This is a genomic window from Neorhizobium sp. T7_12, assembly GCF_002968535.1.
Lineage (GTDB): Bacteria > Pseudomonadota > Alphaproteobacteria > Rhizobiales > Rhizobiaceae > Neorhizobium > Neorhizobium tomejilense.
The window spans coordinates 57,119-71,740 of sequence record NZ_PVBK01000005.1 but is presented as its reverse complement, the minus strand read 5'-3'; the positions used below and the strand labels follow the sequence as shown (position 1 = coordinate 71,740).

Sequence of the window (14,622 nt, the reverse complement as noted above, 5' to 3'; positions counted from 1 at the left end):
GCCTATACCCCGAGATATCGATCCTGCAATTGCGTCGTCAGGTCCGCGGGCCTGCCGCTCCAGGCGCTTCTTCCGTTTTCCAGGATGACGCAGCGGTCCGCAACCGGCAAAAGCTCCGAAAGCGTCTTATCCACCACGAGGATCGACAGACCTTCGGCTTTCAGCCGCCTGATCGCCTTCCAGATATCCTGGCGGATGACCGGAGCAAGGCCTTCAGTCGCCTCGTCGAGAATGAGAAGGCGCGGATTGGTCATCAGCGCACGGCCGATCGCCAGCATCTGCTGCTCGCCACCCGACAGCGATCTTGCCATTTGCGCATGCCGCTCCTCAAGCCGGGGGAACAGTTCGTTGACGCGCTCCAGCGTCCACGGGCCGGGCCGGGCGGCAGCGACAAGGTTTTCATGGACCGTGAGGTTCGGAAAACAACGGCGGCCTTCCGGCACCAGGCCGATGCCGAGCTTGGCGACATGATGCGGCCGCTTGCCCTTCGTATCCGTGCCGCCGATCTTCACCGCACCGGCACGCGGGGGATTGAGGTTGCAGATGGCACGGATCGTCGTGGTCTTGCCCATGCCGTTGCGGCCCATCAGGGCGACGGCCTCGCCCTCGGCGACCGAAAGGTCGACGCCGAACAGTGCCTGGCTGGCGCCATAAAATGCTTCGATCTTCGTTACATCGAGCAGCATCAGGCATGGTCTCCGAGATAGGCGGTGCGCACCGTCGGGTCGCGGCGGATCTCCTCCACCGTGCCGGTCGCAATGATGCGGCCGTAGACGAGCACCGAAATCCGGTCGGCGAGCGCAAAGACCGCATCCATGTCGTGCTCGACCAGCAGGATCGGCGCCTCATGCCGCAGGGTATCGAGAAAGTGGGTCAGCGATTTCGAGCCTTCCGGCCCCATGCCGGCCATCGGTTCATCGAGCAGGAAGGCTTTCGAGCCCAGCGCCAGCGCCATGGCGATTTCGAGCTGCCGGCGTTCGCCATGAGAAAGCTCGGCGGCAGGAATGCGGGCGCGGGCGGTTAAACCGACGCGTTCCAGCATGGCCATGGCGGTGTCGATCAGCGACCTGTCGCGCATGACGGGTTTGAAGAAACGGAAGCTTGAGCCCTGCTTTGCCTGGACCGCCAGCATGACATTGCGCAGGCCCGAAAATTCCGGCGCGATCGACGAGACCTGGAAGGTGCGGCCAAGGCCCAACTGGGCGCGCTGGGCAACGCCAAGACTGCCGATATCCTGCCCGGCAAATCGGATCACGCCGCTATCCTGCCGGAGCGTGCCGCAGATCTGGTGGATGAGCGTCGACTTGCCGGCGCCGTTCGGGCCGATCAGGGCGTGAATTTCGCCCGGACGCAGGTCGAGCGTCACGCCATCCGTCGCCCGCAGCGCGCCGAAATTCTTGACGAGATTGGAGATCTGGAGAACCGGCTCAACCATGTTTGGCCTTTCCGGCAAGCAGGCCCAGAAGACCGCCGCGCGCAAACAGCACGACGGCGAGCAGGATGAGGCCGAGGAAGAACTGCCAGCGCTCCGTGAGGCCGCCGAGCGCAAATTCGAAGATCACGTAGAGCGCGGCACCTGCGAGCGGCCCGAACAGCCGGCCGGTGCCGCCGAGAATGATCAGCACGATCAGTTCGCCCGACATGTGCCAGGAGAGCATGGACGGGCTGACGAAGCGGTTGAGATCGGCAAACAGGGCACCGGCAAGGCCGGTGACCGCCGCCGAGATCGCGAAGGCGGTGAGCCGGATGCGATAGGGCTGGATGCCGACGGTCGCGACGCGCACCTCGTTCTGTCGTGCTGCCTGCAGCGCCGTGCCGAAACGCGAGGCGCGGATCAGCGCAAAAAGGCCAAGCGCCAGCAGCAAGACAACGTAGCAGATCAGGAAGAAGGTCAGCGGCCGCATGGTATTGACGCCCGGAAACTGATTGCGGACGAGGATCGACAACCCGTCCTCGCCGCCATAAGCCGGCCAGGAGATCGCGAAATAATAGACCATCTGCGCAAAGGCGAGCGTGATCATGATGAAGTAGACGCCCGAGGTGCGCAGGCTGATCGCGCCGATCGCCAGGCCGACAAGGGCCGACAGGATCACTGCGACGATCCAGATAACCCACATCTGCTTCGAGCCGGAGAGGCCGAACAGCAGCGGATCGCCGGAAAAGGCATGGGCCGCCAGAATGCCGGCAACATACCCGCCGATGCCGAAGAAGGCGGCATGACCGAAGGAGACGAGGCCGCCGAGGCCTAGCGCCAGATTGAGGCCGGTCGCGGCCAGCGCGAGGATGGCGATGCGGGTCGCCAGCGTGATGTAGAACGGCTGGCCGAGCGCGTTCGCGGCAAAGGGCACTGCGAGCAGCATTGCCGCCAGAATGAGGTTGATGAGGTTTTCGCGGGTCAGGATCATCTTAAACCAGGGGCCTCACGCATGCGCCGCGGGGAAGAGGCCGCGCGGTTTGACCGCAAGAATGACCGCCATGACGATATAGATCAGCATCGAGGCCGCAGCGCCGCCGATCATGCCGGCCTGCGCCGGGGCGACGAACAGCGCCAGGATCTTCGGCAACAGGAAACGCCCCATCGTATCGGTAACTCCGACCAGCAGGGCACCAAGCAGCGCACCCTTGATCGAGCCGATACCGCCGATGACGATGACCACGAAGGCGAGGATCAGCACCGGTTCGCCCATGCCGACCTGCACCGACTGCAGCGCACCGACCATGGCGCCGGCAAGGCCTGCCAGGGCTGCGCCGAGCGCGAAGACGACGGTGTAGAGCGTGCGGATATCGACGCCTAAAGCGCCGATCATCTCGCGGTCGCTTTCGCCGGCGCGGATGCGCATGCCGAGGCGGGTCCGGGAGATCAGCAGATAGAGGCCGAAAGCGACGATCGCTCCGGCAAGGATGATCGCCAGGCGGTAGACCGGATATTCCGTGCCGCCCGGTAGCGCGACGGCGCCCTGCAGAAGCGGCGGGATGTCGAGATAGAGCGGGAAGGAGCCGAACAGCCAGCGCGTGCCTTCCGAAAATATCAGGATCAGCGCGAAGGTGGCGAGCACCTGGTCGAGGTGATCACGGTCGTAGAGCCTGCGGATCACCACGAGTTCGACGATCGCCCCGGCGGCGGCGGCCGCGACGAGGCTGGCGATCAATCCGATCCAGAACGAGCCGGCCCACGCCGCCACGGTGGCGCAGGCGAATGCGCCGACCATGTAGAGCGAGCCGTGAGCGAGGTTGATCAGGCCCATGACGCCGAAGATCAGCGTCAGCCCGGCAGCCATGAGAAACAACATGACGCCGAGCTGGAGGCCATTGAGCAACTGCTCGAGAGCAAGTGCCAAAGTCACGGGCGGACCTTAGATCTTGCAGTCTTTGGCGTAGGCATCGCCGTGATCGGCAAAGATCTTCTCCACCGTCTTGTTGGTGATGACGCCGTTCTGCTTCACCACTTCCGTCAGGTAGATGTCCTGGATCGGATGCTGGTTGGTGTTGAACTTGAACTTTCCACGCGGGGACTGGATGTCGGCCTTCTTGAGTTCGGCACCGAATGCCTTGGCATCCTTGACGCTTGCCTTGGAAGCGGCCGACAGGATGAGCTGGGCTGCGTCATAGGCCTGGACGGCATAAATGGACGGCAGGCGGTTATATTCCTTCTGGAAGTCCGCCAGGAACTTCTTGCTTGCGGCATTGTCGAAGTCCGGGGCCCACTGGCCGGACGCCTTGGCGCCGACCGCCGCATCGCCGATTGCCGGCAGAACGTCCTGGCTGAAGGAGAAGCCCGGGCCCATGACCGGGATTTTGACGCCCGACTGGGCGAACTGCTTCATGAAGGCGATGCCCATGCCGCCGGGCAGGAAGGTGAAGATGCCATCGGCGCCGGAAGCGCGCATCTGGGCGATTTCGGCAGCGTAGTCGGTCTGACCAACCTGGGTGTAGACTTCGGCGGCGAGCTGGCCCTTGTAATAGCGCTTGAAGCCGGTCAGCGAATCCTTGCCGGCCGGATAGTTCGGGGCGAGGATGAACATCTTCTTGTAGCCCTTGTTGGCATATTCGCCCATGGCTTCATGAAGGTTGTCGTTCTGGTAGGCAGCGTTGAAATAGAGCTTGTTGCAATTGGCGCCGGCCAGGGCTGCAGGCGCCGCATTGGTCGAGACGTAGAACTTGCCCTGGGCCACCGCGCTCGGGGCAACCGCCATCAGCAGGTTCGACCAGACGATGCCGGTCAGGATGTCGACCTGGTTGCTCTGGATCATCTTGTCGGCGATCTGAACGGCCAGTTCCGGCTTCTGCGCATCGTCCTCGGTGACGACGGTGATGTCCTTGTTGCCGGAATTCTTGATCGCCAGCATGAAGCCGTCGCGCGTATCGATGCCGAGGCCGGCGCCACCGCCCGAAAGCGTGGTGATCATGCCGATCTTCAAAGGCTCGGCGAAAGCCGTGCCGGCGGTGCTCATGCTCAGCGCCAAAGTGGCTGCAGCAAGCATTTTCTTCATGTGACGAACTCCCGTTTGTTGTTGTGTCGTTCCCGATGCCTTCGACGGACTTGGAGATCCGCCGGGTCTTCTTTGTCTTCCACATTTGCGTGGAAACTTCCACTCTGGTTATACGGCGAAATTCAACCGCTAATCACCTTGGTTAAGCCGATGGCTTCTGCTTCAGGCGGAAGCGCTGGATCTTGCCCGACTCGGTCTTCGGCAGCGCATCGGTGAAGATGATCGAGCGCGGATATTTGTAAGGGGCGATGACAGTCTTCACGTGATCCTGCAGGATCTTGACCATCGGTTCGCCTGGCTCGGCGCCCTTCGCCAAAACCACATGCGCCTGGACGATGGTGCCACGTGAATCGTCGGCCACGCCGATGACGGCGCATTCCAGTACCGCCTCGTGCTTGAGGAGGGCGGCTTCCACCTCGGGGCCGGCGATGTTGTATCCGGCCGAGACGATCATGTCGTCGGAGCGGGCGGCGAAGTGGAAATAACCGTCCTCGTCCTCGACGAAACTGTCGCCGGTCAGGTTCCAGCCGTCCCTGACGTAATCCTTCTGGCGGTCGTCGGCGAGGTAACGGCAACCGATCGGTCCCTTGACCGCGAGCCTGCCGATCGTGCCGCGCGGCACCTCGTTCATGTCGTCGTCGACGACGATCGCCTCGTAACCGGCAAGCGGCTTGCCGGTGCAGGCGGGTTTGGAATCGCCGAGCCGGTTCGAGATGAAGATATGCAGCATCTCCGTGGCGCCGATGCCGTCGAGGATCGGCTTGCCGGTCTTCGCTACCCATTCGTCGAAGACAGGCGCCGGCAGCGTCTCGCCGGCGGAAACCGCGATGCGCAGCGACGACAGGTCGGCACCGGCATCCATCGCCGCCAGCATGGCGCGATAGGCGGTCGGCGCGGTGAAGCTGACCGTCGCCTTGTAGGTCTCGATGATCTCGATCATCTTGGGCGGCGTCGCCTGCTCCAGAAGGGTCGCGGCAGCGCCGAAACGCAGCGGGAAGACCGCAAGGCCGCCGAGGCCGAAGGTGAAGGCGAGCGGCGGGGAACCGACGAACACGTCATCCGGCGTCACGTCCAGCACTTCCTTCGCGTAGGCATCGGCGATGATCAGGATATCGCGGTGGAAATGCATGGTCGCCTTCGGCACGCCGGTGGAACCGGACGTGAAGCCGAGCAGGGCGACGTCGTCGCGGCCGGTTTTCACCGCTTCGAAACGGACCGGCTTGTTGAGCGCCGCCCGATCGAGCTCGGCGTCATGGTTGGCGGTGCCGTCGAAGCCGATCACCTGTTTCAGGAACCGGCTTTCCTTGGCGCAGGCGACCAGTTCGTCCATCAGCCGCGTATCGCAGAGCGCGATCGAGATTTCCGCCTTGTCGATGATCTTGGCAAGCTCGCCGGAGCGCAGCATCGGCATCGTGTTGACGACCACCGAGCCGGCCTTCGTCGCAGCCAGCCAGCAGGCAACCATGGCCGGGTTGTTGGCGGAACGGATCAGCACCCGGTTGCCGGGTTTCAGGCCGTAGTCCTCGGTCAGCGCCTGGGCGATGCGGTTCGTCCAGTCGGACAATTCCTTGTAGGTGCGGCGGCGGCCATTGCCGATGAGCGCAGTGTTGTCTCCGAAGCCGCGCTCGACCATGCGGTCGGTCAGTTCGACGCCCGCATTCATCCATTCCGGATAATCGAAGCCATCAAGCCTGATTTCCGGCCACTGATCCGGCGGCGGAAGATTGTCGCGGGCAAACGTATCCAGATGGCCTGACGGTCCCAGCATATTTTCGTTCCCAAGCGTTTTTTATATAGCGGCTTTTTGCCTTTCGCCCAGAAAAGCACTGCTTTCCCTCGGTTGCAAGAGAGAAAGTTTAAGTTTGTAATAATTTTTCTTCCGACGCTTTTTGAAGCTGCGACGGGCTTCCATGCCGGCTGATGCGGTGACAGTATAACGTTCGAAATCAAGCGGATCGAAGGGGAAGTGAAGATGCGTCATCAGATCAGCGACTGGGACAATGCCTATGCCAACGGCATCAACATTCCCCAGGGCGACCGCTGGCCGGCTGCATGGGTGGAGCCGGCACGACGTTATCGCGAGGCGCTCGCCACAGCCGGCCGCGCCAGGCTCGGCCTTTCCTACGGTGAGAAGCCGCGCAACCGCTTCGACCTTTTCCTGCCTGAAACCGACCCGGCCGGCCTCGTGGTTTTCGTCCACGGCGGCTTCTGGATCGGTCTAGACAACAGCTACTGGTCGCAGTTCGCCAAGGGTTCGGTAGAGCGCGGATATGCCGTCGCCATGCCGATGTACACGCTGGCGCCGGAAAACCGCATTTCAGGCATCACGTTGGAAATCGGCAAGGCGATCGAGGCTGCTGCAGAGGACGTGGCGGGACCGATCCGGCTGATCGGCCATTCGGCGGGCGGCCATCTGGTGACGCGGATGATCTCGGCCACCTCGCCGCTGCCGGAGGCGGTGCGCAGCCGCATCGTCAACACGGTCTCGCTTTCCGGCGTGCATGACCTGCGGCCGATCATGAGGACGAAGATGAACGAAAAACAGGGGATCGACGCCGAGGAAGCCTCCCAGGAAAGCCCTGCCCTGCTGGAGCCGTTGCCGGGTGCACGGGTGACCTGCTGGGTGGGGGCCGGCGAACGTGCCGAGTTCATCCGCCAGAACGCCCTGCTTGCCAGCATCTGGAAGGGGCTGGGCGCCGAGACGGAGGCCGTCGAGGAGCCGGACAAGCATCACTTCACTATCCTCGACGGCATGGAGGATCCCGCCCACCCGTTGATGGACGCGCTGCTTTCCTAAAGCGAAGCCGCCGCACGGGCGGCCTGGTCGTAATGGCCGGACAGGGCGCGCAGGCGGGCCGCCATGGCCGACAGGGTCTCTCCCGAAACCTCGGTGGCCAGCACCGACTTGACCAGCAACTCCTCGCGCACCGTCGCATAACGCCTGCAGGCCTCGGCGCCCGCCTCCGTCACCATGACCAGCTTTTCCTTGCCGCGGCGGCCGGATTTGATCAGCTTCAGACGCTCGAGCTTCTTCAGCGCATAGGTCACCACGTGCGTGTCCTCGATGTTGAGGACCAGCGCGATATCGGCGAGCGTCTTTGCCTTGTTGCGGCTGTTAATATTGTGCAGCACGAGGATATCGATCGGCGAGAGATCCGGCACGCCGGCAGCCGACATGCATCGGACCATCCAGCGGCTGAATGCGTGGTTCAGCATGATCATGCCAAATTCGATCTCGGAGAGCGCCGGCAATGCGCCGCTCGCCAGGTGCCCGGAGGATACGATCGGGCCGAATTCACTCTTTTCCGATGCCATGATTTTTCCTCCCGGGACGAGCGCGCCGCAGGCGGATGCCTGCGGCGCCCCTCAAATCACATCTTCTTGTAGGCGTCCAGAATGGCGGCGCCATCAGCGCCGGCCTTCTTCGACCAATCCTCGGTCAGCTTCGCGCCGACATCGGCCAGGCCCTTCTTGAGATCGGCGCTCGGTTCGAGAACCTTCATGCCGTTCTTCTTGAGGGTTTCCATGTAGGCAGCGGTCTTTTCGGCACCGAGCGCCCAGCCGCGGGCCTCTGCGGCAGCCGCCGCATCGGTGACGGCCTTCTGGACAGCCGGATCGAGCGCTGCGAAGGCGGCCTTGTTGACGAAGATGACGTTCTTCGGGATCCAGGCCTGGGTATCGTAATAGTGGGTCAGCGATTCCCAGATCTTGCTGTCGACGCCGGTGGCGCTCGAGGTCATCAGGCCATCGATGACGCCGGTTGCCAGCGCCTGCGGCAGTTCAGCCGCCTGGACCGTGACCGGCTGGGCACCGACGAGATCGGCGATGCGCGACGTGCCGACGTTGTAGGCGCGCCATTTCAGGCCCTTGAGATCCGCCGTGCTGTTGACGTCCTTCTTGGTGAAGATGCCCTGCGGCGGCCACGGAGTCGCATAGAGGAGCTTGAGACCCTGGGCGTCGAGCGCCTTTTCGATCGCCGGCTTGGAGGCGGCATAGAGCTTCTTCGATGCGTCGAAGCTGGTCGCCAGGAACGGCACGACGTCGATGCCGAAGACCGGGTTTTCATTTTCGTGCAGCGAGATCAGCACTTCGCCGGCCTGTGCTTGTCCGGTCTGGACGGCGCGCTTGATGTCCGGCGCCTTGAAGAGCGAAGCGTTGGGATGGATGGTGATCTTGAGAGCGCCCTTGCTGGCGGCATCCACGTCCGAGGCAAACTGGCTCAGGTTCTGGACATGATAATTGGCCGGCGGATAGGCCGACGGAAGGACCCAGGCGGTCTGGGCGAAGGCCGCGCCGCTGGCGGCGAGCAGCGCTGCGCCGGCAAGGCCGGTGCGCACGAGATTGGAAAGCAAGCTTTTCATATCAGTCCCCTTTTTTGTCACTGTGGTTAGCCCGGGAATGCCATTTTCGGCAGAACCATCACGATTTCCGGGAAGACCGTGATGATGGCGACAGTCGCCACAAGCAGGAAGAAGAATGGCAGCGAGGCGCGGGCAACGGTCAGGCTGTCGCGACCGCTCATCGTCTGCAGCACGAAGAGATTGAAGCCCACCGGCGGCGAGACTTCCGCCATCTCGACGATCAGCACCAGGAAGATGCCGAACCAGACGAGGTCGAAACCGGCCTGCTGGACCATCGGCAACACCACGATGGTGGTCAGCACGATCATCGACAGCCCGTCGAGCGCTGCCCCGAGCAGGATATACATCACCGTCAGCACAGCGATAAGCGCATAGGGGCTGAGATTGAAGCTGTCGACCCAGGCGGCGAGCGCGTTCGGAATACCGGTATAGCCCATGGCAATCGACATGAAGCCGGCGCCGGTCAGGATCAGCATGATCATGCAGGTGAGCCGGGTCGCCCCCATAACACTGTCCCAGAAGGCCTTCATCGTCAACGTCCGCGACCAGGCGGCGATGGCAAGCGAACCAAGCACGCCCCAGGCCGCGCATTCCGTCGCCGTCGCCCAGCCGAGGATTAGGGTCGCGAAGACGAGCACGATGAGCAGCGTGACGGGAATGAGGTTGGCCGATTCCTTGAGCTTCTCCATGAAGCTCATCTTCGGCGGTGCGGGCGGCTGCTTGTCCGGGTTCAGAAGCGACCAGACGATGATGTAGCCGGAATAAAGCACCATGACGATGATGCTCGGCAGGAAGCCGGCGAGGAAGATCTGGATGATCGAGACATTCGCCGCCACAGCATAAACGACCATGGTGATCGACGGCGGAATGAGGATGCCGAGCGTGCCGGCGCCGGCGAGAGAGCCGAGGCTGACCATCTCGTCGTAACCGCGCTTCTTCAATTCCGGCAGGGCGATCTTGGCAATCATGGCGGTGGTGGCCGCCGACGAACCCGAGATCGAGCCGAACAGGCCGCAGCCGAGCACGTTGACATGCATGAGGCGGCCGGGCAGCCAGCCGAGCCAGGGAGCCAAGCCGCGGAACATCTCTTCCGAAAGCCGCGTCCTGAACAGGATTTCCCCCATCCAGACGAACAGAGGCAAGGCCGCGAGCGACCAGGAGGCGCCGCCGCTCCAGGAATTGGTGGCAAGCACGGCGCCGATGGGGATGCCCGGAACGAAGAGCATGGCGATAAAGCCGCAGATCAGCAGCGAAATGCCGATCCACACCCCACCGGCCAGCAGCGCCAGAAGGGCGACAAGAACGACGCCGGCGATTTCAACGAGTTCGATCGTGCTCATGGATCACGCCCCGCTCTGCATGGCGCGCTCGATGACTTCCTCGGCCGTTTGCGGCTCCGGTTTCTCATAGCGCGGCGAGCCGCCGAAAAGGACATGGAGGAGTTCATCGACAAAGGCGATCGCGAGGATGATCAGGCCACCGCAGAATCCGAGCTGCGGGATCCACAAGGGGACCGCGATGACGCCCTGCGACAGGTCATTGAACTGCCAGGAGGTCTTCGTCATGTCATAGGCGAACCAGGCGAAATAAACCGCGGCGGCAGTGCCCGTGGCCAGGGCAACAATTTCGATGGCCTGCCGCAGACGGCCCTTGAAACGCTCGATCAGCAATCCGACACGGATCATCTCGCCTGAGCGGAACGTGTGTGCGAGCCCGAGGAAAGCGCTTGCGGCCATGCACCAGGAGGCGAAGTCGTCACCGGACGGCACGTCGATATCGAGCGGGCGCCCGGCCGAGAGTCCCAGCATGATCAGGAAAATGGCGACGAGAAAAAGTCCGGCGAGATAGCCGGAAAACAGATACAGTCCATCCAGCACCTTCCGGAGCCAATCCGGGAATATGCTGTGGCGGGGATCAACGGAGGACATGGATGGCCCTCCCGTTACAGGATCTCGAAAACGGCATGGTCGGCTCCCCTCGGTTGCCGGTTATCCGGGTGGAGCTCTTGGCGGCTTCCTGCCCGTTCAGCAAGCATGATGCTTCAATGTGCATTTTCCTGTCAACTAATCATTGACGTTTTATCGACGAAATGTTTTCGTTAAGGCACGCAATTTGATTTGAGGGGCGGAACATGACCGAGGCTAAGTGGGATTTCTGGATCGATCGCGGCGGCACGTTCACCGACATCGTCGGCCGAAAGCCGGACGGGTCGCTCGTCGCCCATAAGGTCCTGTCCGAAAATCCGGAAGCCTATCGCGACGCCGCCGTGCAGGGGATACGCGAGCTTCTCGGCGTGCCGGCCGGCGCCGCCATCCCCGCCGATGCGATCGGCGCTGTGAAGATGGGTACGACGGTCGCCACCAATGCGCTGCTGGAGCGCAAGGGCGAGCGCACGCTGCTCGTGACGACCCGCGGCTTCCGGGACGCGCTGGCGATCGGCTATCAGGCCCGCGCCGACATCTTTGCCAAGAAGATCATCAAGCCGGAGCTGCTCTACAAACACGTCGTCGAGGTGGACGAACGGGTCCGCGCCGACGGCACGATCGAGGCCGCACCGGACGAAAAGACAATCTGCGGCCAGTTGCAGGAGCAGTATGACGCGGGCTTCCGCGCCGTCGCGATCGTCCTGATGCATGCCTATCGTTTCCCGACGCATGAGCAGCTGATTTCGCATATCGCACGCGACATCGGCTTTACCCAGGTTTCCGTCAGCCATGAGGTCTCGCCGCTGATCAAGCTGGTCGGTCGCGGCGACACGACTGTGGTCGACGCCTATCTGTCACCGATCCTGCGCCGCTACGTGGAGCAGGTTGCCGGCGAGCTCGGGACCGGGCTCGACGTCGCCGACAGCCAGGGCGCGCAGTTGATGTTCATGCAGTCCTCGGGCGGATTGACTGCGGCACGGCTGTTCCAGGGCAAGGACGCGATCCTCTCGGGGCCTGCCGGCGGCGTGGTCGGGGCGGTCGAGACTTCGCGGTTGGCGGGCTTCAACCGGATGATCGGCTTCGACATGGGCGGCACGTCGACCGACGTTTCGCATTATGACGGCGAGCTGGAGCGCTCGTTCGAAACCGAGGTGGCGGGCGTTCGCATGCGCGCCCCGATGATGTCGATCCACACGGTTGCCGCCGGCGGCGGTTCGATCCTGCATTTCGAGAATGGCCGTTTTCGCGTCGGCCCAGATTCGGCCGGCGCCAATCCCGGTCCGAAGGCCTATCGCCGCGGCGGGCCGCTGACCGTTACAGACGCCAACGTCATGCTCGGCAAGCTGTCTCCCAAACTCTTCCCGGCGATCTTCGGACCCAACCGCGACCAGCCGCTCGATGCGGATGCCGTGCGCGCCGCCTTCGAGGACATGGCCAAGGTGATCGGCGACGGCCGTTCGCCGGAAGAAGTGGCCGACGGTTTCCTGGCGATCGCCGTCGAGAACATGGCGAATGCGGTCAAGAAGATCAGCGTCCAGCGCGGCTACGACGTCACCCACTACGTGCTGACCTGCTTCGGCGGCGCCGGCGGCCAGCATGCCTGCCTGACGGCCGATGCGCTCGGCATCTCGACCGTGATGATCCATCCGTTCTCGGGCATCCTTTCCGCCTATGGCATGGGACTTGCGGATATTCGCGCCAGTCGCCAGCGCACGGTATCGCAAGAGCTTGCGGCCGCGCTGGGAACTCTTCAGCCTATCCGTGACGACCTGACTGCCAGCGTACTGGAAGAAATGACGTCGCAGGGCGTGACCGCATCCGGAACCGAGGTGCTGCACCGCGCTCATCTGCGCTATCAGGGCACCGACACCACCCTGCCTGTAACTCTCGCCAATGCGGCGGAGATGACGCTTGCCTTCGAGACGGCGCACAAGAAGCAGTTCGGCTTCATCTTCGAAAACCGCGAGATCATTTTCGAGGCCTATGAGGTCGAGGCGATCGGGGGCGGTGCCGATTCCGACGAACCTGAATTCGAATTGGACAATAGCGCGCCAAAGGCCGCCGAACAGACAAAATTCTTCTCCGGCGGAGCTTGGCGGGAGGCGCCGGTCTACCGCCGCGCCGACATCATGCCGGGCTCGCGCGCCAACGGCCCGTGCCTGATCGTCGAGCCGCACCAGACGATCGTCATCGAGGACGGCTGGGCCTTCGAGATCACCAGGCTGAACCATGTCGTGCTGAAGCGCGTGGCCGAACTTTCGCGCGCCAAGCCGATCGGCACGCAGGCCGATCCGGTGCTGCTCGAAGTGTTCAACAACCTTTTCATGTCGATCGCCGAACAGATGGGCGTGACGCTGCAGAACACCGCGTCTTCGGTCAATATCAAGGAACGGCTGGATTTCTCCTGCGCCGTCTTCGATGCGGACGGCGCACTGGTGGCGAACGCCCCCCACATGCCGGTGCATCTCGGCTCCATGGACCGGTCGGTCGAAAGCGTCATCGCTCAGAACCAGGGCAAGATCCGCCCCGGCGACGTGTTTGCGCTGAACGCCCCCTATAACGGCGGCACCCATCTGCCGGATATCACCGTCGTCACGCCGGTCTTTGATGCACAGGGCCGGAACATCCTGTTCTACGTCGCCTCGCGCGGCCATCATGCCGATGTCGGCGGCACCGCGCCGGGTTCGATGACGCCGCTTGCGACCACCGTCGATGAAGAGGGCGTGCTGTTCGACAACGTGCTGCTCGTCGATCGCGGCCGGTTCGACGAGGCCGGCATCACCGATCTCCTCTCCAACCACCCCTATCCTGCCCGCAACGTCGCCCAGAACGTCGCCGACCTGCGCGCCCAGATCGCCGCCAACGAAAAAGGCGTGCACGAGATGCGCAAGATGATCGCGCAGTTCGGGCTGGACGTGGTCCAGGCCTATATGGGCCATGTGCAGGACAATGCGGAAGAGAGCGTCCGCCGGGTCCTCGAGAAGCTCGGAAATTCCGAATTCTCCTATCCGACCGACCAGGGCAGCGTCATCAATGTGAAAATCACCGTCGACAAGGCCAAGCGCGAGGCGACCGTCGATTTCACCGGAACGAGCCCGCAAAAGAAGAACAATTTCAACGCGCCGGAACCGGTTACCCGGGCGGCAGTGCTCTATGTCTTCCGCGTCATGGTCGAAAGCTCCATTCCGATGAACGCGGGGTGCCTGCGGCCGATCCGCATCATCGTTCCGGAAGGATCGATGCTGAAGCCGCAATATCCGGCAGCGGTCGTCGCCGGCAATGTCGAGACCAGCCAGCATGTGACCAATGCGCTGTTCGGTGCGCTCGGCGCCATGGCCGCCAGCCAGGGTTCGATGAACAACCTCACCTTCGGCAATGCGACCTATCAGTATTACGAGACGCTGTGCTCCGGCTCGCCTGCCGGCGTGTTCAACGACGGGACCGGTTTCGAAGGCACGGATGCGGTGCACGTGCACATGACCAATTCCCGCCTCACCGATCCGGAAATCCTGGAAACCCGTTACCCGGTGCTGCTCGAGGACTTCCACATCCGCGAAAATTCTGGCGGCAGAGGCAGGTTCTCTGCCGGCAACGGCACGAAGCGCACCATCCGCTTCCTCGAAAAGATGGATTGCGCCATCCTTTCCTCGCATCGGACGATCAGACCGCACGGGCTTGACGGCGGCGAAACCGGCGAACTTGGCAAGACCACGGTGCGGCGCCTCGACGGCACGCTAGAAGAGCTTGGCGGCTGCGCCCAGACGATCATAGAGGCGGGCGAGGCTGTGACCGTTCAGACGCCGACGGCCGGGGGCTATGGCAAAGCGGAGTGATCTGCCGTAACCG

At 63.0% G+C, this 14,622-nt stretch carries 12 protein-coding genes; 2 read left to right on the top strand and 10 right to left on the bottom strand.

Annotated features, from left to right (window positions below):
• Positions 1-2 precede the first annotated feature (2 nt).
• The 6 genes from C5J26_RS13695 to C5J26_RS13670 form a co-directional block, all read right to left on the bottom strand.
• Entirely contained in the window at positions 3-686 is a 684-nt protein-coding gene (locus C5J26_RS13695) for an ABC transporter ATP-binding protein (protein ID WP_105402258.1), read from the bottom strand.
• A complete protein-coding gene (locus tag C5J26_RS13690) occupies positions 686-1,435 on the bottom strand; it encodes an ABC transporter ATP-binding protein (protein ID WP_105402257.1) in 750 nt (249 codons plus the stop codon). The genes C5J26_RS13695 and C5J26_RS13690 overlap by 1 nt, the downstream gene beginning before the upstream one ends.
• Positions 1,428-2,405 carry a branched-chain amino acid ABC transporter permease gene (locus C5J26_RS13685; RefSeq protein ID WP_046637946.1) on the bottom strand — a complete coding sequence of 326 codons (978 nt, stop codon included), beginning with the start codon at positions 2,403-2,405 and terminating at the stop codon, positions 1,428-1,430. Before C5J26_RS13685 ends, C5J26_RS13690 begins: the two co-directional genes overlap by 8 nt.
• Positions 2,406-2,420: 15 nt before the next feature.
• Complete coding sequence (locus tag C5J26_RS13680; RefSeq protein WP_105402256.1) at positions 2,421-3,344, bottom strand: branched-chain amino acid ABC transporter permease; 924 nt, start codon at positions 3,342-3,344, stop codon at positions 2,421-2,423.
• Between the two features lie 9 nt (positions 3,345-3,353).
• Positions 3,354-4,490, bottom strand: coding sequence for an ABC transporter substrate-binding protein (locus C5J26_RS13675; RefSeq protein WP_105402255.1), 1,137 nt, complete (start codon positions 4,488-4,490; stop codon positions 3,354-3,356).
• Positions 4,491-4,632: 142 nt separating this feature from the next.
• Positions 4,633-6,258, bottom strand: coding sequence for an AMP-binding protein (locus C5J26_RS13670; RefSeq protein ID WP_105402254.1), 1,626 nt, complete (start codon positions 6,256-6,258; stop codon positions 4,633-4,635).
• Between the two features lie 204 nt (positions 6,259-6,462).
• On the opposite strand from C5J26_RS13670, the gene C5J26_RS13665 reads away from it, so the two are divergent.
• Positions 6,463-7,287: an alpha/beta hydrolase gene (locus tag C5J26_RS13665; protein ID WP_105402253.1), complete on the top strand. Its 825-nt coding sequence runs from the start codon at positions 6,463-6,465 to the stop codon at positions 7,285-7,287.
• Here the strand turns inward: C5J26_RS13665 and C5J26_RS13660 are convergent.
• Genes C5J26_RS13660 through C5J26_RS13645 form a run of 4 tightly spaced genes read right to left on the bottom strand, consistent with a single transcriptional unit; the run spans position 7,284 to position 10,779 of the window.
• On the bottom strand, positions 7,284-7,805 hold the full coding sequence (locus C5J26_RS13660; protein ID WP_046637899.1) for a winged helix DNA-binding protein: 522 nt from the start codon (positions 7,803-7,805) through the stop codon (positions 7,284-7,286). The genes C5J26_RS13665 and C5J26_RS13660 overlap by 4 nt on opposite strands.
• Positions 7,806-7,861: 56 nt before the next feature.
• Positions 7,862-8,842 (bottom strand): TRAP transporter substrate-binding protein, encoded by a 981-nt coding sequence (locus C5J26_RS13655; RefSeq protein WP_105402474.1) that lies wholly within the window; start codon positions 8,840-8,842, stop codon positions 7,862-7,864.
• A 35-nt stretch (positions 8,843-8,877) separates the two neighbouring features.
• Entirely contained in the window at positions 8,878-10,191 is a 1,314-nt protein-coding gene (locus tag C5J26_RS13650) for a TRAP transporter large permease (RefSeq protein ID WP_046637901.1), read from the bottom strand.
• 3 nt (positions 10,192-10,194) lie between these two features.
• Entirely contained in the window at positions 10,195-10,779 is a 585-nt protein-coding gene (locus C5J26_RS13645; RefSeq protein WP_105402252.1) for a TRAP transporter small permease, read from the bottom strand.
• A 203-nt stretch (positions 10,780-10,982) separates the two neighbouring features.
• Here C5J26_RS13645 and C5J26_RS13640 point away from each other — a divergent pair, with 203 nt between their 5' ends.
• Positions 10,983-14,609 (top strand): hydantoinase B/oxoprolinase family protein, encoded by a 3,627-nt coding sequence (locus tag C5J26_RS13640; RefSeq protein ID WP_105402251.1) that lies wholly within the window; start codon positions 10,983-10,985, stop codon positions 14,607-14,609.
• Positions 14,610-14,622: the final 13 nt, after the last annotated feature.